Annotated in this window: 17 protein-coding genes and 1 riboswitch; of the genes, 10 read left to right on the top strand and 7 right to left on the bottom strand. The window is 57.2% G+C overall.

Annotated elements, in window-relative coordinates; translation table 11 throughout:
- Positions 1–8 precede the first annotated feature (8 nt).
- Positions 9–914, bottom strand: coding sequence for a lysophospholipid acyltransferase family protein (locus QPL94_RS20830; protein ID WP_285359807.1), 906 nt, complete (start codon positions 912–914; stop codon positions 9–11).
- 91 nt (positions 915–1,005) lie between these two features.
- On the bottom strand, positions 1,006–1,674 hold the full coding sequence (locus QPL94_RS20825; RefSeq protein ID WP_285359806.1) for a YrbL family protein: 669 nt from the start codon (positions 1,672–1,674) through the stop codon (positions 1,006–1,008).
- Between the two features lie 19 nt (positions 1,675–1,693).
- On the opposite strand from QPL94_RS20825, the gene QPL94_RS20820 reads away from it, so the two are divergent.
- A complete protein-coding gene (locus tag QPL94_RS20820; protein ID WP_285359805.1) occupies positions 1,694–2,404 on the top strand; it encodes an SGNH/GDSL hydrolase family protein in 711 nt (236 codons plus the stop codon).
- Here QPL94_RS20820 and QPL94_RS20815 read toward each other — a convergent pair.
- From QPL94_RS20815 to lpxL, 4 genes are read right to left on the bottom strand one after another with little or no spacing between them, the layout of a single operon-like run.
- Positions 2,328–3,386: a glycosyltransferase gene (locus tag QPL94_RS20815; protein WP_285359804.1), complete on the bottom strand. Its 1,059-nt coding sequence runs from the start codon at positions 3,384–3,386 to the stop codon at positions 2,328–2,330. The two genes, QPL94_RS20820 and QPL94_RS20815, sit on opposite strands and share 77 nt — an antisense overlap.
- Positions 3,383–4,498, bottom strand: a complete 1,116-nt coding sequence (locus QPL94_RS20810; protein WP_285359803.1) for a glycosyltransferase family 4 protein — start codon at positions 4,496–4,498, stop codon at positions 3,383–3,385. The genes QPL94_RS20815 and QPL94_RS20810 overlap by 4 nt, the downstream gene beginning before the upstream one ends.
- A complete protein-coding gene (locus tag QPL94_RS20805) occupies positions 4,495–5,430 on the bottom strand; it encodes a mitochondrial fission ELM1 family protein (protein ID WP_285359801.1) in 936 nt (311 codons plus the stop codon). The genes QPL94_RS20810 and QPL94_RS20805 overlap by 4 nt, the downstream gene beginning before the upstream one ends.
- Positions 5,431–6,390: an LpxL/LpxP family Kdo(2)-lipid IV(A) lauroyl/palmitoleoyl acyltransferase gene (gene lpxL, locus QPL94_RS20800; protein WP_285359800.1), complete on the bottom strand. Its 960-nt coding sequence runs from the start codon at positions 6,388–6,390 to the stop codon at positions 5,431–5,433.
- A gap of 170 nt (positions 6,391–6,560) precedes the next feature.
- Between lpxL and waaA the strand changes: the two genes are divergently transcribed.
- A complete protein-coding gene (waaA, locus tag QPL94_RS20795) occupies positions 6,561–7,823 on the top strand; it encodes a lipid IV(A) 3-deoxy-D-manno-octulosonic acid transferase (protein WP_285359799.1) in 1,263 nt (420 codons plus the stop codon).
- A 35-nt stretch (positions 7,824–7,858) separates the two neighbouring features.
- On the opposite strand, the gene QPL94_RS20790 is transcribed toward waaA, so the two are convergent.
- Complete coding sequence (locus QPL94_RS20790; protein WP_285359798.1) at positions 7,859–9,238, bottom strand: TolC family outer membrane protein; 1,380 nt, start codon at positions 9,236–9,238, stop codon at positions 7,859–7,861.
- A gap of 109 nt (positions 9,239–9,347) precedes the next feature.
- Positions 9,348–9,462, top strand: a riboswitch (TPP riboswitch).
- A gap of 75 nt (positions 9,463–9,537) precedes the next feature.
- Between QPL94_RS20790 and thiC the strand changes: the two genes are divergently transcribed.
- From thiC to QPL94_RS20750, 8 genes are all read left to right on the top strand, one after another.
- Entirely contained in the window at positions 9,538–11,415 is a 1,878-nt protein-coding gene (gene thiC / locus QPL94_RS20785) for a phosphomethylpyrimidine synthase ThiC (protein ID WP_285359797.1), read from the top strand.
- 501 nt (positions 11,416–11,916) lie between these two features.
- Positions 11,917–12,534, top strand: a complete 618-nt coding sequence (locus tag QPL94_RS20780; protein ID WP_285359796.1) for an NUDIX domain-containing protein — start codon at positions 11,917–11,919, stop codon at positions 12,532–12,534.
- A 1-nt stretch (position 12,535) separates the two neighbouring features.
- The gene (locus QPL94_RS20775; protein ID WP_285359795.1) at positions 12,536–13,021 is read left to right on the top strand and encodes a DUF1249 domain-containing protein; all 486 of its coding nucleotides are present in this window, start codon (positions 12,536–12,538) and stop codon (positions 13,019–13,021) included.
- Between the two features lie 196 nt (positions 13,022–13,217).
- Complete coding sequence (gene cpdA / locus QPL94_RS20770) at positions 13,218–14,024, top strand: 3',5'-cyclic-AMP phosphodiesterase (protein WP_285359794.1); 807 nt, start codon at positions 13,218–13,220, stop codon at positions 14,022–14,024.
- A 110-nt stretch (positions 14,025–14,134) separates the two neighbouring features.
- Entirely contained in the window at positions 14,135–16,258 is a 2,124-nt protein-coding gene (locus QPL94_RS20765; protein ID WP_285359793.1) for a type VI secretion system Vgr family protein, read from the top strand.
- Between the two features lies 1 nt (position 16,259).
- Entirely contained in the window at positions 16,260–17,072 is an 813-nt protein-coding gene (locus QPL94_RS20760) for a DUF4123 domain-containing protein (protein ID WP_285359792.1), read from the top strand.
- A complete protein-coding gene (locus tag QPL94_RS20755) occupies positions 17,072–19,219 on the top strand; it encodes a LysM peptidoglycan-binding domain-containing protein (RefSeq protein WP_285359791.1) in 2,148 nt (715 codons plus the stop codon). The genes QPL94_RS20760 and QPL94_RS20755 overlap by 1 nt, the downstream gene beginning before the upstream one ends.
- Positions 19,219–20,217: a formylglycine-generating enzyme family protein gene (locus QPL94_RS20750; RefSeq protein ID WP_350310658.1), complete on the top strand. Its 999-nt coding sequence runs from the start codon at positions 19,219–19,221 to the stop codon at positions 20,215–20,217. Before QPL94_RS20755 ends, QPL94_RS20750 begins: the two co-directional genes overlap by 1 nt.
- Positions 20,218–20,222: the final 5 nt, after the last annotated feature.

Below are 20,222 nucleotides of genomic sequence, written 5' to 3'. Positions count from 1 at the left end.
GTCGAGGTTCAACATACCTTTCCTGGCTTGTAGGGGTTGAGTTCGCCGGGAGGCCTGTGGCGCATGCGCTTATACTCCCACTGGTATTGCTCCGGGGCTTCCCTGACACAGTTTTCAACTGACCGGTTCAGAGCGCTCGTTGCGACGACAGGATCATCATCATCTATGCCGGCTTCACATTCACGAATCACCAGCCGGAAGCCTTGGCCGTCTTTCAGTCGCTCGGAATAGGTCATCAGCGGCTTTGCACCGGATTTTTGCAGCAGTTTCGAGACCAGGGTCATGGTGCGCACGTCCATCCCGAAGAATGGCGCGTACGCATTGCCTTTTCCTCGCGGGCTTTGATCCGGCAGGATGCCGGCAACCTCGCCTTCCCGTAGCAGAGAAATCAGTCGGGCCAGCCCACGGCGGTCGCCACGAACCAGCTCCGAGCCCATGCGACCACGGACCTTAACCATGTAGTCTTCAAATTCCTTGATGTGCGGCGGGCTGTACAGGGCGGCCATGCGGTAACGGGAGGAAAAATACAAGCCTGTGAGTTCCCAGTTCCCCAAGTGCGGCGCCAGTAGCAGCAGGCCGCGGCCGTCTTTCTTGGCCTCGGCCAGAAGCTCCTCACCCTCAATTTCCCGGATTAAATCCAGGCAACGCTCTACTGGCCATTCCCATATTAGGGGGATTTCCATCATGGTCTGGCCGGTGTGGCGAAGGCTGGAGCGTGCCATGCGTTCGCGTTGTTCGTCGGCAAGCTCTGGGAAACAGATTTTCAGATTGATTTCAGTGATCTTGCGAAGCTGTGATTTGGACACCCAACTGACCATGCCCAGGAAGCGGCCAAGGAGTTGGGCGCCTCTTAGGGGGAGTTTGCCGGCAAGCCGGAGGGCAGTGATCAGGAACGTTGCTTTGGAAAGGGCCATAATCCGGAGGACAATCAACAGGAAACAGGATGAGCGGAAGCTACCACCATCCGGCTTGTGCGGCAAGGCCGGTGGGTACAATCGGCGTTGGTCACAGCTTCTGCGACACTTCCCAGCTTTGGTTCTTGGCGCCGGATTCCCAATCGATCCGGAGGTAAAACCGCCTTATCCGGCGGGTGATGTAGCGCTTGCGCCAAGCAGGGATAGCAGCCAGCCTGTCAGGTATCGCGGGTGCGCCAAGACCGTCCACCAGGAACAGCTCCGGCTGCCCGTTCCTGATGGCAATCACCAGGTTATGGGGCAACAGGTTGCGGGTCAGGATGCCGGTTTCAATAAGCCATTGGCAGAACCGATCCACGGCACCCTGCATGGGCTGGTCAAATCCCAGGCGCTGCAAATAATGTTCGAGTGTTTCGGCCGGCAAGCCATCGCTTCCGCTAATGAATTCGCTGACGTTCGCGGGGCCCAGGGAGGTGGCAGCGTTGCCGTGGAATCGGGGCAGGTGAGTCCAGACCAACGAGCTTTGATCCTCAGCGAGCAGCTTCCTGATGGCCTGCTGCTGGTGAGCCCTGAGCTCCTGTCGGTTGTCATCGATTCGGGCCTTGCCGAGGACCTTTTTGGGCCAGGCCTGGCGTTGATAACGGGCCTCAATGTTTTCAGGGCGGAGGACTTTGAGACACAATGTGGGGTCATCCGGGTGCTGATAGCAATGCCGGTTGTAGCCAGAGGCGAAGGGTTCGAGGCCTGACAGGTCAATCATTGATGGGGCGCCACAGATTATGAACGGTTGTATTGCCTACGGTGATTGCAATACCGAAGGGGTAAAAGGTTACCACGAACAGGTCTGGCCAGAGATGGTAGCAGAACATCTGGGCCTGGCCCTCACCAACTGTGGCCACACCATGAGCACAACCCGTGAGCTGCTGCACTACGCGGAAGCCTTTCCGCCCCGGGGCTATCAACTGGCCTTCATCCAGTATGGGCTGGTGGACTCCTGGCTCACCTTCCGCGGCGCACCCTATGTTCTGTATTACCCGGACAACCCTCGCAGGAAGCTTGCCAGGAAACTGGTGAAGAAGCTCAAGAAATGGGCCCGCCACTTTCAACTTCAGGAACGCTGGGGGGCGGTGGAGCAGGTGCCGCTGGACGAATACCTGGGCAATATTGAAAAGGTGGTACGTTCTGCGCCTGACACGCTTTTTGTGCTGGTGGCCACGCCGCCCAATCTTGATGAGCCAAGAAACCCGCGTATCGAACGTTACAATCAAGGTTTGCATCAATTGGCCGGGCAAGAGCCCAATGCGTTACTGGCGGATGCCTATGAGCGGCTATGGCAGCAAAAGGCGAATACCCTGATGGATGACGGCACACACCTTACTGTTGAAGGGCATCGGGTTGTGGCGGGCGCGGTAATCAGCGCCTTGCCGGCAGGCTGGCAAGCAGGTCCCGATAAAAAGCCTCAGTCTTTGACACCATTGTCTCAAGGCTGAGTTGCTCACGGGCCTGTTCGAAGCATTTGCTCTGGATTTCCGTCAGCAGGCCAGGCTCAGCCAGGTTGGTGCTGATCAGTGTGGTGATATCCTCAAGGCTATCCGAGGCCGCGATGCAGCTTTGGGGCAGGAAGTCCCCGACCCCACTGACCGGTGTGGACAGAACCGGACAGCCAGCCATCAGCGCCTCCACCATGATATAGGGAAAACCTTCCCGGCTGGAGCTGATGATGCAGGCCGTGGCCGCCTGCAACCATTGCTGAATCCGGGGTTCATGACCCGGAAGCAGGATGTTGTCTTCGGCGCCGAGTTCCCGGATTAATGTGTTGAGGCGCGCCCGCTGGCTGCCATCGCCCAGAATCACCAGCTTGCCGTCACAGTTGGCCTGAGCCCACGCCCGGATCAACGTGTTGAACTGTTTGACCGGTTCCAGCCGACCTGCCGCCAGCAGCAGCGGGCGCTTACCGGGAATGGGTATCTCCGGCCCATAACGGTCATCAGGATCGGTGTTCTCCATCGGCCGCAGGCCGTTGAAAATCAGCCGGGCATGGGAATGTGCGACGGAACGCGTTATTTCACGGCTGACGCCGATCACGCCATCCAGCTTTTCGAACGCTTTGTGGGAGCTTTTGGTGCCGTGCAGCGTACCGACAGTCACCTGCCCATCATGACGAATGCTACTGACGAGGCTGGCAGCCTTGTTGCCCTGAGCGTGGACAATGTCCGGCTGGATGGAGCGAAGTGTTCGTTGCAGGCGGTGTCGTAGCCAAAGATTGCGTCGGCCGAGCTGGAATGGCAGCGGGTGGAAAAGGACAGGCTTGGGAAAGCGTTCGCTATAGGCGGAATGGGCCAACACGAGAATGGCATGGCCCCGTGCTGCAAGTGCCTCCGCCAGGTCTGCTGTGTGTTTTTCCATCCCGCCCCATCCGGTGCCGGGTGTGGCAATCACCAATGCAATGGTTAGCGGGCCCCGGGTATTCATTGTTGCGCCTGTTTCCTGGCCAGCAGGGTTTCATAGACCTTAAGGGTTGATTCGGTCTGTGCCTCCAGCCGGAACCGCCAGGGGATTTCAATCTCAGGTCTGGTTTTGTCGATCAGGGACAGGGCTGTTTTTGCAAATGCCTTGATGTCATCTGGCTTTACCAATCCCTCGGGGAAGCAGGCGCGCAGGGTCTCGGCGGCACCACCGCGGTCGAAGGCGGCGACAGGTGTGCCTGATGCCAGCGCTTCGGTAACGGTACGCCCGAAAGGCTCTGGTTTGGTGGACATGTGGCATACCACATTCGCCAGCAGGTACAGGGTGGTCATGTCATTGCGCTGGCCGAGAAAGCTCACCTTGTCGGTAAGGTTCAGACGGGTGCGTTCCTTTTCCAGTTCTTCCAGGAATTGCTCCTTGCCGGGTTCGGCGCCGCCGACGATGATGCCGTGACAATCCGGCCGTTCTTGAACCAGCTGCGCCATCATGGCCAGGAAATCCAGCTGGCCTTTCCAGCGTGAAATGCGCCCGGGCATCATAATGATTTTCTGGTTGGCCAGCTGCGGGTACTGGCGGAACCAGCGGTCCAGCCATTGTGAGCTGAGCTCCCGCTGACGGAAGGCATCCACATCCACACCACGCTGGATGACCGTCAGTTTTTCTTCCGGTACCGGGTAGTTGGTGAGCACGTAATCCCTGACACACCCGGATACGGCGATTATATGATCAGCCCTGGTCATGATGGCGCTGTAGGGAGTGACGGAATACATGCCATGAAAAGTGGAGACAATAGCCGGCCGCTGATTTGCCGGAATGCTTTTCAGGGCCAGGAAAATGATCCAGGCGGGCATGCGGGAGCGGACATGCACGATATCCGGTTTCAGCTCCAGCAGCAGTTTCCGCATTGGCAGGATCTGCCCGAAAGACGCCGGAGTCTTCCGGTGTATGGGCATGAATATGTGTTCCGAGCCTTGCCCACGCAGTTGCTCGGCCATGGGCCCGCCTTTTGATACCACAAAGGATTCGTGACCGCGCTTGACCAGGTCGGCGGCGAATTCCACGGTGCCCCGTTCAACACCGCCGCTGTATAGCGCGGGTAACGCCTGGAGAATCCTCAATGCTCGCCTTCCTTCAGAAAATGGTTGATCAGCCACCGTGCGGCCCGGTCAGCCTCCCACAGGCTGGGTGATCCTGGCAGTTTGCCTGTCATCACCGAGGCATGGTCACTCCAGCGCGCAACGTATCCTTTTTCCACCAGGCTGGCCATGCCTCGGGCGACTCGGCTGTGGTGTCTGGGAGCCATTTCAAACAGGCCGGTTGGAACGCCGGAGGTAGCAGCTTCGCAGACCATGGACGTGCTGTCCGGTGTTACCCAGACCGCCCGTGAGGCGGACAGTTGATGGGGGAGCCAGCCTGCGTGGGTTCGCTCATGATCCACAACCGTGACCTTGGGGCCTGCCAGTTCCTGCAGCTTTTGCAGCAGGGGTTCCGGTGTACGACGGGAGCCACTGATGGTCCAGCGCCATTCGGGGTAGCGCCCCATAAGCTGTGACACTTGCCCCAGCACCACATCGTCGTCCCAGTCGAAATGGGGAGATGGGCCACCGATGAGGATCAGGCCTTCGGGTTTGTCAGTAATGCGTGCCAGCGGCGTGATGGCGTTGATCACGCCTTCGGTGATCAGGATGTGTCTGGCCGGGTCAATGTCGTCATGCTCGGGAATAATGGCCGCATCGACCCAGCCAATGGGAAACCCCGGTTTCATCAGGACCACGGTTTTTGCTTTTCGGCGCCGCCGGAGTGACAGCAGCAGACGGTGGGTGCCGCTGCCGGCTGCGATAATCAGGTCTGGCGCGCGCAGGGTTTCATTCATAGCGGGAGCCATGCCCAGCAGAGCACGCCACAGGGGAACCGGAACTTCCGTAGCGTCAATCTCGGCCACACTGGCGCCGGACAGCACTCGTAAACGGTTGCCGAGCCCTTTCAACTGGTTTCGGTGGCCAGGTTTGTTGTCGGTGAGTAGCCAGACAACGGGTGCTGATAATCCCATTCAGTTCGCTTCCTTGCGGTAAAGGTCCGGGTCCTTCCGGGACGGGCGGGTCTTGAACCGCCGGTGCATCCAAAGGTATTGATCCGGATGTTTGCGGATCTCGTTTTCAATGGTTTTGTTTACCAGGGTTGCATCCGCCATGTCGTCTCCGGAGGGGAAATTGTCCAGCGGAGGGTGGAAGTAAACGTCGTACCCTGGCTCGTGCTCGCGGCGGAAATGGCTGAACGGTACCACCGCACACCCGCTGCGATCCGCAATTCGCGAGGTGGCGGTGATGGATCCCGCCGGCACCCCGAAGAACGGCGCAAATACGATGCCCTTGCGCCCGTAATCCTGATCCGTCGCGTACCAGACGATGCGGTTGCTTTTAAGCTGTTTGAGCAGGCCTCTCAGGTTCCTGCTGTCAAGCACCATGCCATAGCGGCGCTCTCTGGCGCGGGTCATCACTGCGTTCATCAGCGGGTTGTTGTGGTCACGCTGCATAACGTCGGCTTCAATGAATTCTGTCACCAGGCTGCCCCCCAGATCCAGGGTGCTGTAGTGGCCTCCCAGTAGCAGAATGCCTTTGCCCTGGGCCAGGGCGCTATCAACGTGCTCGAGCCCGTGCACTCTGGTGATGGGAATAAACGAGGTGGGGTTGCGAAACCACGCCAGCCCGATTTCCATCACCCCGATACCATTGGCCTGGAAGGATTTTTTAACCAGGGCCTGTTGTTCCCGCCCGGACAGCTCGGGAAAGCACAGACGAATATTCACTTCAGTAATATGACGCCGACGAGCTGCAAGATGATAGACCAGATCACCAATGCGCCTGCCCAGCCACCACTGGATTTTCAGGGGCAGCCGGGCTGCCAGCCACATCAAACCGATGCCCATCCAGGTGGGCCACCAGCGAGGGTGAAGGTAACTGGAGTAGCGAGTATCGCGGGTTGTCTGTTTGCCTTTCTTCACTCGTTTCACAGCCTGATCTGATGGGGTTCCGGTATCAAGAACCGGAGTTTAGCAGGACGGCTCTCATCTGCTAAAGCAGCAATGTCCGCAACTTGTGGAAAAGGATGATTTCTGTGCCGAAGACTCCGGCATCGGCTTTATGTAGAATGACCGCCGCACCGACCCGGCCCGGAGTTAGTATGCTTCACTTTTTTTACTCCCTGTTCTTTCGCATCGCGCTGCCATTTGTGTTGCTGCGCCTGTGGTGGATCGGGCGTACCAACCCGGATGCGTTTGTGCGCTGGCAGGAGCGCCTGGGTTACGTGGAGGCGTCTGATGAGCCGGTGATCTGGGTTCATGCGGTGTCCGTGGGTGAAACGATTGCTGCTGCGCCTCTTGTAAAGGCCCTGTTGCGTCGCAATCCGGACGTTCCGGTGTTGATGACCGCTATGACGCCTACTGGCTCCGCCCGGGCAAAGGCGTTGTTTGGTGATCAGGTACGCTATGCCTTTTCACCCTATGATACGCCTGGGGCGGTGCGTCGCTTTGTGGATCGGGTCCGCCCCCGTGCGTTAGTGATCATGGAAACGGAACTCTGGCCCAACATGATTGCTTTGAGCGAACAGCGCGATGTTCCCATTTTTCTGATCAATGCACGGCTTTCAGCCCGGTCCGCCCGGGGTTATGAGCGGGTAGCTTCGCTGGTGAGGCCATTGCTTCGCAACATCACCTGGATAGCCGCGCAGGCGGATGAGGATGCTGGGCGCTTCCTACGCATTGGTGCGCGGCCGGAATCTGTCTCCGTTACCGGTAGCATCAAGTTCGACGTGGAGATATCGGATGAGATCCGCTCCGCATCATCCGGGTTGCGCCAGCAACTCGGAGCAGGCCGCCCCGTCTGGATCGCGGCCAGTACCCACGAAGGCGAAGACCGCCAGATTCTGGAAGCCCACCAGCAAATAATGCTTAAGCATCCCGGCGCGTTACTGGTGATTGTGCCCCGGCATCCGGAGCGGTTCGATGATGTGGCAGAAATGGCCCGCTCAATGGGGCTGGTTGTGCAGCGTCGTTCAGTCGCCGGTGAGAACAACGAAAGCCGTTGTCAGGTGTACCTCGGAGACACCATGGGTGAACTGCTGATGCTTTACGGGGCATGCGACATTGCGTTCGTTGGCGGTTCATTGATCGAGCGGGGTGGACACAACCCGCTGGAACCCGCGGCCTGGGGAATGCCGGTGCTCTCCGGCCCTCATATCTTCAACTTTGAAACCATCTATAGCCGGCTTGATGCGGGGGAGGGGCTTTACATAACCTCGTCCTCCGAAGCATTGGCCGCGTGCGTGACGCAGCTGATTGCGGACAAGGGTGCGGCCGAGAAGGCCGGGCGCAATGCGTTGGCTGTGGTAAACGCTAACCGGGGTGCGCTGGAGAAGGTGGTCGACGGGATTGTTGAGCGGGTCTAGGGCGGGCCCGGGAGCCCGCCCATCTTGCCTGTCACTTATTGCATGGGGTCTTCAATGGTTTCATCCTCTTCCGCCAGGGCTTCGATGCCAGGTGCCGAGGCGCTGAGCCAGTTGTTCAGGGCTACCAGGTCCTGAGGGCTCAGGGTTCCGGCCGCCTGCTTCAGGCTCAGGGTGTTGATCACATAATCGTAGCGGGCATTGGCGAAGTCGCGCAGCGCTACGTAATAGTTACGTTCCGCATCCAGCACTTCCACGATATTACGGGTGCCAACCTCATACCCTGCGCGCGTTGCATCCAGTGCGCTGCGGCGGGAGATAATGGTCTGCTCCAGGGCAGAGGCGGATTCGATGTTGGTGTTTACCGTGCGGAACAGGCTGCGGGTATTCACCCTCACGTCGCGGCGAACGGTTTCCAGTGATTGCTCCGCTACCTCCACCAGTGACCGTCGTTGGCGAACGCCAGCCTGGGTGCCACCACCCATGTAGAGCGGAACATTCAATCTGAGCCCAATCCGGCCTTCTGTCGTCGTGCCGTCGCGCTGGCTCTGCGCAAACGTGGGATCTTCCAAGCCTTCGATATTAGTCTTGCCATAGGAGGCGTTCAAGTCCAGTGTCGGCAGGTGCCCGGATTTGGCGCTTTTCAGATTGGCTTCACTGGTATTCAGATCGTACATCGCAGACTGAATCTGCCAGTTCTGGTCCAGGGCGGTGTTCTCCCAGGCCGACGGATCCAAAGGTTCCGGACGGCCGAGAGGGAAGTTTCTGCGCAGGTTGTCAAGCTCTTCCGTGTATTCACCAGTCAGGCGCGCCAGCTGCTCACGGGCTATGTCCAGCTCGCTTTCTGCCGCAATCCGCTGGCTCTTGCTGTCGTCGTAACTGGCGCGAGCCTCGTAGACTTCCGTGATGGCAATCAGGCCCACATCGAAGCGCTCCTGGGCCTGTTCATACTGCCGCTGGATAGCCGCCTCGGTTGCCCTGGCAGTGGTGAGGGAGTCTGCGGCACGCAAAACATTGAAGTACGCCGTGGCCACATCAAGAATCAGCTGCTGCTGGGCCAGGTTGTATTCGGCCCGGGCGGATTCTGTCTGAAACTTGCTGGCGTCGTAGTTGAACCAGGCGTCAGCCCGGAACAGCGGTTGGGTCAGCTCTACACCGAAGGCGTAGGTTTCATACGCCCCATCCTGGTTGGGGCCATCAACATCGGTATGGCTGACATCACCAAACGCGCCAACCTGAGGCAGCAGGTTGCTGCGGCTGACGTCACTGGCGGCCTGTTGTGCCTCAAAGCTGGCGCGGGCGGAAGCAATGCCGGAATCATAGGAGATTGCTTTCTCGTACGTCTCGACCAGATCCATGGAAAGTGCAGGCTGGGCAGCGAGCAGCCCGATCAGCCCGGAAAGCAGTCGTTTGTTCATGTTGTCTCCTGTTAATGAATCACCCGGCGTGGTGGCATTATGGACAATAAACCGCCTGAGCTCTACACTTGCAATTGGCACACGTTTTAAGTGCCAATTACATTGAATTCGCGTCTTGACGGGGTGCTGGCGTCAGATCATCTGACCGCCGGCTGAGATTGCCATGCAGAACCCGCAACCTGATCCGGATAATACCGGCGTAGGGATTTAAGACAATATGCAGCAAAGACACAGGCACATTTCTGTAGTCACTGCTCCGTCATACGCGACCCGTTTACCTAATGAACCCGGGGACGCAAATGACAACATTACCTTCCTATCTCAGCGATTCAGCCAAAGTCGATTCTGCAGCCATCAAGCCGCTGCCCCAGTCCCGAAAAATTTACGTACAGGGTAGCCGACCCGATCTGCGGGTGCCCATGCGGGAAATTACGGTGGGAGACACACCAACGGACATGGGGGGCGAAAAAAACGCACCTGTTGCCGTCTATGACACCTCCGGCCCCTACAGTGATCCGGAAGCGACCATCGACCTCCGGAAGGGCCTCAAGCCTATTCGCCTGGCCTGGATCGAGGAGCGTGGAGACGTGGAGCAGCTGGCGGACTACACCTCCGAATTTACCCGCCGCCGCATGAAAGATCCGTTGCTGGACCCACTCCGGTTTATGGACGAGCGTAAACCGCTGCGGGCCAAACCCGGCAAGAACGTCAGCCAGATGCACTACGCCCGCCAGGGCATCATTACTCCGGAGATGGAGTTCATTGCCATCCGCGAGAACATGAAGCTGCAGGAGGCTCGGGAACAAGGGCTTCTGAAGGATCAGCATCCTGGCCAGTCCTTCGGTGCGTCCCTACCGCAGGAAATTACGCCGGAATTTGTCCGGGACGAAGTCGCCCGCGGCCGGGCGATTATTCCCAACAACATCAACCACCCGGAAACCGAACCGATGATCATCGGCCGAAACTTCCTGGTGAAGATCAACGGTAATATCGGTAACTCGGCGGTCAGCTCTTCGATCGAAGAAGAAGTGGAAAAGCTGACCTGGGGTACCCGCTGGGGCTCCGATACCATCATGGATTTGTCCACCGGCAAGAACATCCACGAAACCCGCGAATGGATCATCCGTAACTCACCGGTTCCTATCGGCACCGTCCCCATCTACCAGGCCCTGGAAAAAGTCGGCGGTGTGGCCGAAGACCTGACCTGGGAAATCTTCCGCGACACACTGATTGAGCAGGCAGAGCAGGGCGTGGACTACTTCACCATCCACGCCGGAGTGCGCCTGCACCATGTGCCCATGACCGCCAAGCGCACAACCGGCATTGTCTCCCGCGGCGGCTCCATCATGGCCAAGTGGTGCCTGGCTCACCATCAGGAGAGTTTCCTGTACGAGCACTTCGAAGATATCTGCGAAATCATGAAAGCCTACGACGTCGCCTTCAGCCTCGGCGACGGCCTGCGCCCGGGTTCCATTGCCGATGCCAACGACGAAGCCCAGTTCGGCGAGCTGGAAACCCTGGGTGAGCTCACCAAGATCGCCTGGAAGCATGATGTGCAAGTAATGATCGAAGGCCCGGGCCACGTGCCGATGCAGCTGATCAAGGAAAATATGGACAAGCAGCTGGAATGCTGTGACGAAGCACCGTTCTACACCCTTGGGCCACTGACCACCGACATTGCCCCAGGCTATGATCACATCACTTCGGGCATCGGTGCGGCGATGATTGGCTGGTTTGGCTGTGCCATGCTCTGCTACGTCACCCCGAAAGAGCATCTGGGCCTGCCCAACAAGGACGACGTGAAAACTGGCATCATCACCTACAAGATTGCCGCCCACGCGGCCGATTTGGCCAAGGGCCATCCTGGTGCCCAGATTCGCGACAATGCCCTGTCCAAGGCCCGCTTCGAGTTCCGCTGGGAAGACCAGTTCAACCTTGGCCTGGACCCGGACACTGCTCGGGCCTTCCACGACGAAACCCTGCCGAAGGACTCGGCCAAAGTGGCGCACTTCTGCTCCATGTGCGGCCCCAAGTTCTGCTCCATGCAGATTTCACAGGAGGTGCGGGAGTATGCCAAGGAGCACGGACTTGACGAAGTTTCGGCGGTTGACGCCGGCATGAAGGAGAAATCCCGGGAGTTTGTCGAGGCTGGGTCCAAGCTTTATGACAAGGTTTAGTTCGGGCTCCTAGCCTTATTGGATTGGTGTTTGGGCCGGGCAGGTAGCCCTGTTCAGGATACGCTCAAGCACGTCCTTGTGACGCTTGAGCTCCGCCATCCATGGCTCCGCACAATCCTGAACAGGCCTACCTGCCCGGCCATGCTCACTCCGAGATATCTCCGGTTCGTAGGTCGGGTTAGGCGAAGCCGTAATCCGACAAATGGCATCGCTCGCTCACACAGTGTCGGATTACGCTTTGCTAATCCGACCTACCATGTGGCGGCCTGCATTTATTTTCGGGGCAGTCATTGGGGCCTTCCTCCCAAAACTGTGCGGAGCCATGGATGGCGGAGCCCAAGCGCCCCAGGGACGGGCTTGAGCGTGTTTTGGGAGGGAGGCCCCAATGACTGTCTTGCACCAAAGCCTGATTGCCGAGAAGTAGAAAGACAAGGCTTGCACCCAAACTGAAACACCGGCTATCGTTCAGAATCGTTCCCAAAAACGGATCTGAAATCTGATATGACTGAGCCGTTCCAGTTCAAAGACAGCGACGTAAAAGTCGAAAAACGCGAAACCGTCTTCCAGGGCTTCTTCCGTATGGACAAACTCTGGCTGACCCACCCGCGCTTTGACGGCAGGGAAATGCCCACCTTCACCCGCGAACTCTTCATCCGCGGCGATGCCACCTGCGTATTACCCTACGATCCTGATCGGGACGAGGTCGTCCTTCTGGAACAATTCCGCCTCGGCGCCCTTGGCCGTGACCAGTCCCCCTGGTTGCTGGAGCTTGTGGCAGGCATGAACGAGGACGGCGAGTCGCCGGAAGAGGTGGCCCAGCGGGAAGGTCAGGAAGAAGCCGGCCTGACCTTTGAACCACTCGAAAAAATCTGTGACTACCTGGTTTCTCCTGGCGGAAGCACGGAACTGATCCACCTTTTCTGTGGTCGTATCAGCACCGAATCCGCGGGCGGCCTGTTTGGCATGGAGCATGAACACGAAGATATCCGTGCCCACGTATTCAGCGCCGACGAAGCCATCGCAATGATTTATGATGGACGTATCAATAACGCCGCAGCAATTATCGCGCTGCAGTGGTTGCAGTTGAATCGCCCGCGACTGCGGGAAGGTTGGAGCTGATATGACAGAATGGGTGATGAAACCCCGGCGCTATGTACCGGATTTACGACGTTTCGGCGCGCTGTGTGATGGTAACTATATGCGGCTTCACCGATTGCGGAAGCTGGAGGCCAAAGGCCAGCCGATTTGCGAATTCGAGCTTCACCGTGAGGACCAGTACCTGGGCAGGGTGCGCATCGAAGTGCTGCAAACCACAAAGTTTACCGAAACCCTGTTGCTGGAGCAGGTGCACAACTCCGGGCGCTGGCTGAACAATCCCCAGCTGACCGTGCGGGTTTATCACGATGCCAACATGGCAGAGGTGATCAGCTGTTACCGCGACCGGCACATCGCCCCGGTGAACGACTACCCGAACCGGTTTATGCACCACCCGGACGAGAAGGTTCAGGTCAACAGCTTCCTGGCCGACTGGCTGGACTACTGCCTGCGATTTGGTCACCTGCCCATGGAACACGCCGCCTGGTCCGCCGGGGAAGGCGTGGACTAAGGTTGTATGTTTGCCCCCAAGTTATTGGCATAGAGTGCGCTGTAGAGTGTGCGAGAGTTGTCAAAACAGGCAATTAGGTTCAAAAGCCTGAACAGAATGTGATGAATATTCCGGATGCAGTCGTAGAAACTGAATAGTCTGCCAATATGCCTGCATCACCAGTGAGTGTTGCGAAAACGCAAGAAACACGAGCGCCATGACCGAGAATGACAACCAGCGTGCCCTTCGGGTGCTACAACTGACCGACCCGCACCTGATGTCCGATCCGGGCGGCGAACTGCTGGGCGTCAATACCAGAGACAGTCTGGATGCTGTCATCGAGCAGGCACTTCACGATCATGGCCAGCCGGATCTTATTCTTGCCACCGGAGACATCGCCCAGGACGCTACCGAAGAAGCCTACCGGCTTTTTGGTGACAAGCTGAAGGCGTTTCGTTGCCCCTCTGCCTGGATGGCAGGTAACCATGATGACTCTCCATTGCTGGCCCGAATTGCCTCCGAAAGTCAGGCAGACCGGCGCCACATTGTTCAGGGTGGTTGGCAGTTTATCTTGCTGGATACCTCGGTCCCCGGAAAGGTGTTTGGCGAGCTGGCGGAATCGGAACTCGCCTTCCTCGCAGAGGCTCTCAGCCAGAACCCCGACACCCCGGCGCTGGTTGCCCTTCATCATCATCCCATAGACATTGATACCGAATGGATGTCGCCGATCGGACTGCGCAATCGCGATGCCTTCTGGCAGGTTGTTGACCGCTTTTCGCAAGTAAAAATCGTACTCTGGGGGCACATTCACCAGGAGCTGGAGCAAACCCGCAAAGGGGTCCGTCTGCTGGCCACACCGTCCACCTGCATACAGTTCACGGCCGGTTCGGTGGAGTTTTCAGTGGAAGACAAAGCGCCGGGTTACCGCTGGTTTGAGTTGCTGCCTTCAGGCGAGTTTTCGACCGAAGTGAGCAGGGCGACGGATTTCGTATTCGATCTGGACAGCAACAGTACCGGCTATTAACGGTTTCGTTGGCGCACTGGTCGGCCTGTTAATGCCAGTCAGTTTACGTATATAATTCCGTCTCCGCTCAGGACGAGCGAAAGACATTAACTTCTTCAGGGATCGAAGACATGCCCCAGGCAACCGGACTGCAGTTCACGGCCACCCTTGGCCAACTCCCCAAAGACCTGTTCGCGGTCGTCCGCTTTGAACTGACCGAAACCCTTTCCAAGCTGTGCCACTGCAAGCTGGAACTGGCCAGTACCTCGCCGACTATTGCCGCTGAGGAGGTGCTGGAACAGCCCGTGGAACTGGTGGTGTGGCAGGACGGCATCCCCCTGCGGCGCTTCCACGGCGTGGTCAACGAATTCGCCCGGGGCGACTCCGGCCATCGCCGCACCCGCTACGAAGTCATCGTCCAGCCCCCGCTGTGGCGCCTGGGCCTGATGCACAACAGCCGCATTTTCCAGACCCAGAGCACCGACGCCATCGTGCGCACCCTGCTGGAAGAGCGGGGCATCTTCGATACCGTGTTTGACCTGAAACGCACCCCCGAAGAGCGGGAATACTGCGTCCAGCACCGGGAAAGCGATCTGGACTTTATTGAACGACTGTCGGCCGAAGAAGGCTGGCACTACCGCTACAGCCACGGAGATGTAGAAGGCAACGACCAGCCCGCCCTGATCATCGCCGACCACCACGGCGACGCCCCCCGGCTCGACCCCGTCGAATACAACGGCAAGGCCGGTGGCAGCAGCCGCCAGAGTGCCGTCTTCCAGTTCAGCTACCGGGAACGCGTCAGGGCCGCCTCCGTGGCCATGAAGGACTACACCTTCAAGAACCCGGTTTACGCGTTAATGCATGAACAACAGGCCGACAAGCTGGACGCCCGGCGCGAAGACTACCAGTACTACGACTACCCCGGCCGCTTCAAGGCCGACGCCAGTGGCCAGCCATTCACCGAAAGCCGCCTGGATGCCCTGAGAAACGACGCTACTACCGCCAACGGCCAGAGCAACCGTCCGGACTTCACCGTGGGCGCCAAAGTCGAGCTCACCGACCACGACAACCCGACCCTGAACCGGGAATGGCTGTTCACCAGCATCACCCACACCGGCATCCAGCCCCAGGCCCTGGAAGAGGAGAGCGGCGGTGGTGCCACCACCTACCACAACGCCTTCAACGCTATTCCCGCGGACCGCACCTGGCGGCCACAGATCAACCACCGCCCACTGATGGACGGCCCCCAGATCGCCATTGTCACCGGCCCGGAGGGGGAAGAGATCCATTGCGATGAACACGGCAGGGTAAAAGTAAGGTTTCCGTGGGACCGCTACTCAAAGAATGATGAACACTCCAGCGCCTGGCTACGAGTCAGTCAGGGCTGGGCCGGCGGCCAGTACGGATTCATGGCACTCCCGAGAATCGGCAACGAAGTCATCGTCTCCTTCCTGGATGGCGACCCGGATCAGCCGATCATTACCGGCCGCACCTACCACGCCACCAACACACCGCCGTATGCGCTGCCGGAGCACAAAACCCGCACCACGCTCAAAACCCAGACCCACAAGGGTGAGGGCAGTAATGAACTGCGATTCGAAGACGAAGCCGACAAAGAGCAGATCTACCTCCACGCCCAGAAAGACCTGGACCTGCTGACGGAAAATAACCGCACGGAAGTTATCAGGAACGACAGCCACCTCACCGTCGATAACCACCGCAAGGCCCACATCAAGGGCAATGACCACGCCACGGTGGACGGCGAGAAACGGGAATCCATCGGCGGTGATTCCAGCCTCACCGTCAACGGCAGCCACCACAGCAAGCAGGGCAAGAATCAACTCATCGAAGCTGGCAGCGAAATCCACCACAAGGCCGGCATGAAAATCGTGATTGAGGCAGGGGCGGAAGTAACCCTGAAAGCCGGTGGTAGCTTTGTGAAGGTGGACCCGAGTGGTGTGACGGTTTCAGGGCCAATGGTGAAGATGAATTCCGGGGGTGGGCCTGGTAGTGGAAGTGGGGCCTCGGCGCAGGTGCCGGAGTTGCCAGAAGTTGTGTTGACGGATTCAAAGACGTCGGCTAGTCCCGACACTCTTGCTAAGGACTTGAGGCGACCGGTCTCGGATTTTCGTCCGAGTCCGATTTCGAAGTTAGTCAGCGTGGCACGCAAAGATGCAACTTTGAGTCGACAATGTGGTCGCCAACCCGACGGTTCTTGTGCTGCCTCGAGGTGCGCATGCGAGGAGAGTGTCTGAAATGGAAGCTTCGGGTATTAAAATGCTTGATTCCGAGCAATCCTACTTGTTGTTGGACGGCGCGCTGCTGGATGCCCTGAAGATCGCCTACAAGTATGATGATAGCCCCTCAGTGGACATGCTTTACCGGGGCACTCGTCACCAATCGGCTCTAGAAGTAAGTCCTTGCTTGATAAAGCCGTCTGAATACACGCGCCTTTGGGATAACCAGGAGTTTTGGCGATCAAATGGAATCGTTGTGGATGCTGATTGCGGGCCGGAAAAACTAGCCGATCATTTCCGAAGCCTTCTGAGTGTGCGCATACCTGATGGAACCGTCGCGTACCTTCGATTTTACGTGCCTGGTCAGGTCCGGATGCTACTTTCAGTTTTTACCCCTCAAGAAATAGCCGCGTTTAGTGGGCCGGTTAGAAGCTGGCGTTACTTTGATCAGGAAAAAGGATGGATGTCAGTCAATCTATCTGAGGTGAGTGATGCAAGAGTGGCTGAAGACGAAGGGTGGTTTCATTTACAGCAGAATCATCTAGATGCGTTGGGCCACGAGAAGCATCGAGCGTTCCTGAGGCGTCTATCAAGATCGATTGGTCTTTCAGATAATGAGGGGCAGTCTGAACAGCTCGCCGGCCTCATTGAACAAGCACAAGAGTTCGGTTTCGCGTCAGAAGCCAATATAGCAGGCTATGTAGAGCTCTTTGTACGATTCAAAGATTGCATGGAGCTCCCGGTAGTGAAAGAAATACTTGGTGATGCCCATCGCTCTGCCACCAAACGGTTGGCTGAGTTAGACAGAATGCTGACACAGGGAGGTGTCTGATGCCTGAGGCCTATGAAGTCCGCTCCGGCGATACATTGAGTGCTATCGCCCAACGCCACCGCGCCAGCCTGGCGCGTGTGCTGAATTTGAACCCGGAAATTCAGGATCCGAATCGAATTTTTCCTGGCCAGACTATAACTGTGCCCGCCGCCAATGAATTGATTACTTCCAGTTGTGAACCTGCCCAAGTGATGGAAGATGCTCCATGCGGTGACAAAATTGCAGAAGTTGTTCACGTCACTGGCAGCGATGAACTTATCCTTTTGACTGAAGACGAATTGGCAGAACTGGAGGCCGAGGAAGAGTTTGTCTGCGGCCCGCTAAACGAGTATTACCGGGATCTGGACACTCTTGCTGAAGACAATCAGGGTAGTGAGGAACGGCCTTCTGGTGCGGAGGGAAAAGTGCTTTCCCCTGTTCAAGAGCGCAAGGATATCCTGGTTCGAGAGCTTGTCAGTCGAGAGGTCATTCCACAAGGGATGCAGAGCACCCCACCGCTTACAGAAATCAAAAGGCTTGCGGGAGGGAATCACTATACATACGTCAGGTCCGAAAAAATCGCGAATCATTTTCGACGCTACCCCATGGGAGCCCGCGACAGGAAGCGGAGTAAAGGTTGGCTGAGTCGTGAGGGCGTGGATCCAGAAAAACTCCGTGAGGCTATTGAGAGCGAACTGAACATCAAGTTCAACATGTCCTGGCGTCCGGATGACGATAACCCAGTCGTTCTCGCTTTGAATCAATATTATGATGAGGTTAGCTGGTCGATTTGGGGTGATGAGCAGGCGCAGCAGGAAAACCTCGACCGTACCGGTTTCGATGCATCTGCTGAAGCCCAATTCATGCGCTTTGCCGCAGGCTCAAGCGCTTCAGGTGAATTTAACCCCCGCAGCGGCAAGGTCCATTTTCAGGGTAAAGCAGAAGCCCAGTTTAGCCTGCTGGAAGGTAAAGCCTCGATTGAACAGGCGTTCCCGACTAACAACCGCTCTGAAATTCGCATCTATTACAGAGTTGGTGGTTGGGACGGGGAGCGGACGTATACCTCCTTGGGCCATTTCCAGGCTCGACTGGCTATCAGTGCTACCGGATTCGCCGGTGCCTCAGCGTTACTCGCCGCGAATGTTCATGTTGATAGCACGCAGGGGCTTCCGACGCTAAAAGGGATTGCTGCCCGCGAGCACGGCCAGGGTGCAAACCTGGAAGCTAATGTATTCGCGGGAGTGAGAGGGGGATGCGAGGTCGCTGGATCCTTATTGTGGGTTGATACCCTGGCTACCCATTCGGACTGGAAACCCTTGTGTCAGATCGGAAAAAAGGTAGAGGCCGCCGCAGGTGTCGGGGTTGAGGGCGAACTAAGGCTTGAATATAACGAAGCAACCGGGAAATTTTACTTCAATCTCCACGCCGGGCTTGTACTTGGAGTTGGTCCGTCGGGCAATTTTTTGTTGGAAGTGGATGTCCAGAATACTCTGGAGATGATTCACTTTGTCTACAAAGCACTTGGAGATTCAGATTTTAGATATCTTGAGCTTTTCGATCAGGACACTGACGCGTTTGGTTGGTACAAAAAAGTGTCAGTGTTTGCGTTGGCGCAGGGGATAAGCCATGCAGTGGCTATTGGCCAGGCTGTGGAAACTGCATCTGTAGCTATTAATCAATTTTGGCAAGACTTCATCGACTCCGAAAACGGTTTTTTCGGGAATCACGTAGAGGCTTTTCGGAAGGAGCGCCGAGGGCTGGCGCTTGCAAATAACGTTCTTGCAGACATGGAAAAGCGAAGCGAAAGCGTGTTCTATCACTCTCCTCCTGAGGTGAAAGGCGCCATCCTGCATGCACTGATGGCCGACTTCTGGTTGACGCCGCAGTTGGGTGACGGGACGAGAACGAAGGTCAGGGCGGTGGCAGAAATACTGGCGTCGTTTCAGGCCTGGCGGGACTTTGAAGAGAGCATGACGCGAATAAATGCGGAGGGACGCGCAGAGCCACAAACTTTTGACCGCAATGTGGAACGTGTCTTTCGATTTATCGGTTTTAATCAGCACCGGTATCAATTATACAAGCGCGCACTGGAGTTCAAGACGGCAGATTTGGAGCAGGTTGTCAGGCGTGATCCTCACGGTGCGTGCAGAATTTCGGGAATCGTCTGATGACTCGGGAGTTAGAAATGCCAGGTTGTAAACGAGTGTTGTATGGATTCGGGATAGTTGCTTTGTTTGTCAGTGGCTGTTCATCCTCAGAACTCCCGAAACCAACCCCTGAAGAATTAGAGCAGGTTGTACGGACGGCTCAGAATAATCTGGTTCATGTAGAGGGCGGCTCCTTCCTTTTGGGGGACGTCGGTACGCCGGACGGGCGTTATTATACCGTGTTGAAAGACGATAATAAGCCGGCCATTGAGGTGACACTCGACAGTTACTCGATTGGTCGCTACGAAACAACCTGGCATGAATTCCTTGTCTACCTAAGGGACGTGCAACGCGCAGACCAATATGTCCAGCTCCGAGAAGAGCCGAGTCCTTCAATACGGGACGTTCGTAGTGACGATGACCCGTTGTCGCCAAATTACCGACTCAAGCCAGCGAAGGCACCAAATTATGGCGAAGCTGAAGGTTACTGTCAGTGGCTTGGGGAGAAATTGGAGCTACCTATTTCACTCCCCACAGAGGCACAGTGGGAATATGCAGCTCGTAGTCGAGGGAAAAATGTTGCTTACGCAACCAATACGGGAGAGATAGAAAAAGACCCCTACCTCCGAAGGCCGATTGAATACATTGATCCATCTATTCCCCCGACCGGAAATGCCTTATCTCATTCTTCAAACAGGACGGAGCGGAGACCCGTCGGTAGTTACCCTCCGAACCCTTTAGGTTTATATGATATGACCGGCAATGTCGCCGAATGGACACGTGACTGGTATCAATCAGACTTCTATCAGCATGCCCCCAAACACAATCCTGAAGGACCATCGGCCCCTCGAGATCCCGATGACCCGCGAAAGGTTGTCCGGGATTGGGCCGGTCGTGGAGATCACACAGGAGGAACCGGGACAGTGTTTAATCGAGGGGGTGTTCCCCTCGACTCCTCAGCGAACGGTTTCCGGTGTGTAGTGAACCACGTCGATCCAGTGACTCGGGACTTTAACTGAAAACA

The sequence above is a fragment of the Marinobacter sp. SS13-12 genome (assembly GCF_030227115.1).
Taxonomy (GTDB): domain Bacteria; phylum Pseudomonadota; class Gammaproteobacteria; order Pseudomonadales; family Oleiphilaceae; genus Marinobacter.
This window is presented reverse-complemented; position numbering and strand designations above follow the sequence as displayed.

Bases quoted from the DNA above. Each gene is read 5' to 3' on its own strand.
- QPL94_RS20780 (WP_285359796.1), top strand. From the start codon at position 11,917: ATGACTGAGCCGTTCCAGTTCAAAGACAGCGACGTAAAAGTCGAAAAA.
- cpdA (WP_285359794.1), top strand. From the start codon at position 13,218: ATGACCGAGAATGACAACCAGCGTGCCCTTCGGGTGCTACAACTGACC.
- QPL94_RS20805 (WP_285359801.1), bottom strand. From the start codon at position 5,430: ATGGGATTATCAGCACCCGTTGTCTGGCTACTCACCGACAACAAACCT.
- QPL94_RS20830 (WP_285359807.1), bottom strand. From the start codon at position 914: ATGGCCCTTTCCAAAGCAACGTTCCTGATCACTGCCCTCCGGCTTGCC.
- QPL94_RS20765 (WP_285359793.1), top strand. From the start codon at position 14,135: ATGCCCCAGGCAACCGGACTGCAGTTCACGGCCACCCTTGGCCAACTC.
- QPL94_RS20760 (WP_285359792.1), top strand. From the start codon at position 16,260: ATGGAAGCTTCGGGTATTAAAATGCTTGATTCCGAGCAATCCTACTTG.
- QPL94_RS20775 (WP_285359795.1), top strand. From the start codon at position 12,536: ATGACAGAATGGGTGATGAAACCCCGGCGCTATGTACCGGATTTACGA.
- waaA (WP_285359799.1), top strand. From the start codon at position 6,561: ATGCTTCACTTTTTTTACTCCCTGTTCTTTCGCATCGCGCTGCCATTT.
- QPL94_RS20790 (WP_285359798.1), bottom strand. From the start codon at position 9,238: ATGAACAAACGACTGCTTTCCGGGCTGATCGGGCTGCTCGCTGCCCAG.
- QPL94_RS20815 (WP_285359804.1), bottom strand. From the start codon at position 3,386: ATGAATACCCGGGGCCCGCTAACCATTGCATTGGTGATTGCCACACCC.
- QPL94_RS20755 (WP_285359791.1), top strand. From the start codon at position 17,072: ATGCCTGAGGCCTATGAAGTCCGCTCCGGCGATACATTGAGTGCTATC.
- thiC (WP_285359797.1), top strand. From the start codon at position 9,538: ATGACAACATTACCTTCCTATCTCAGCGATTCAGCCAAAGTCGATTCT.
- QPL94_RS20750 (WP_350310658.1), top strand. From the start codon at position 19,219: ATGACTCGGGAGTTAGAAATGCCAGGTTGTAAACGAGTGTTGTATGGA.
- QPL94_RS20825 (WP_285359806.1), bottom strand. From the start codon at position 1,674: ATGATTGACCTGTCAGGCCTCGAACCCTTCGCCTCTGGCTACAACCGG.
- QPL94_RS20820 (WP_285359805.1), top strand. From the start codon at position 1,694: ATGAACGGTTGTATTGCCTACGGTGATTGCAATACCGAAGGGGTAAAA.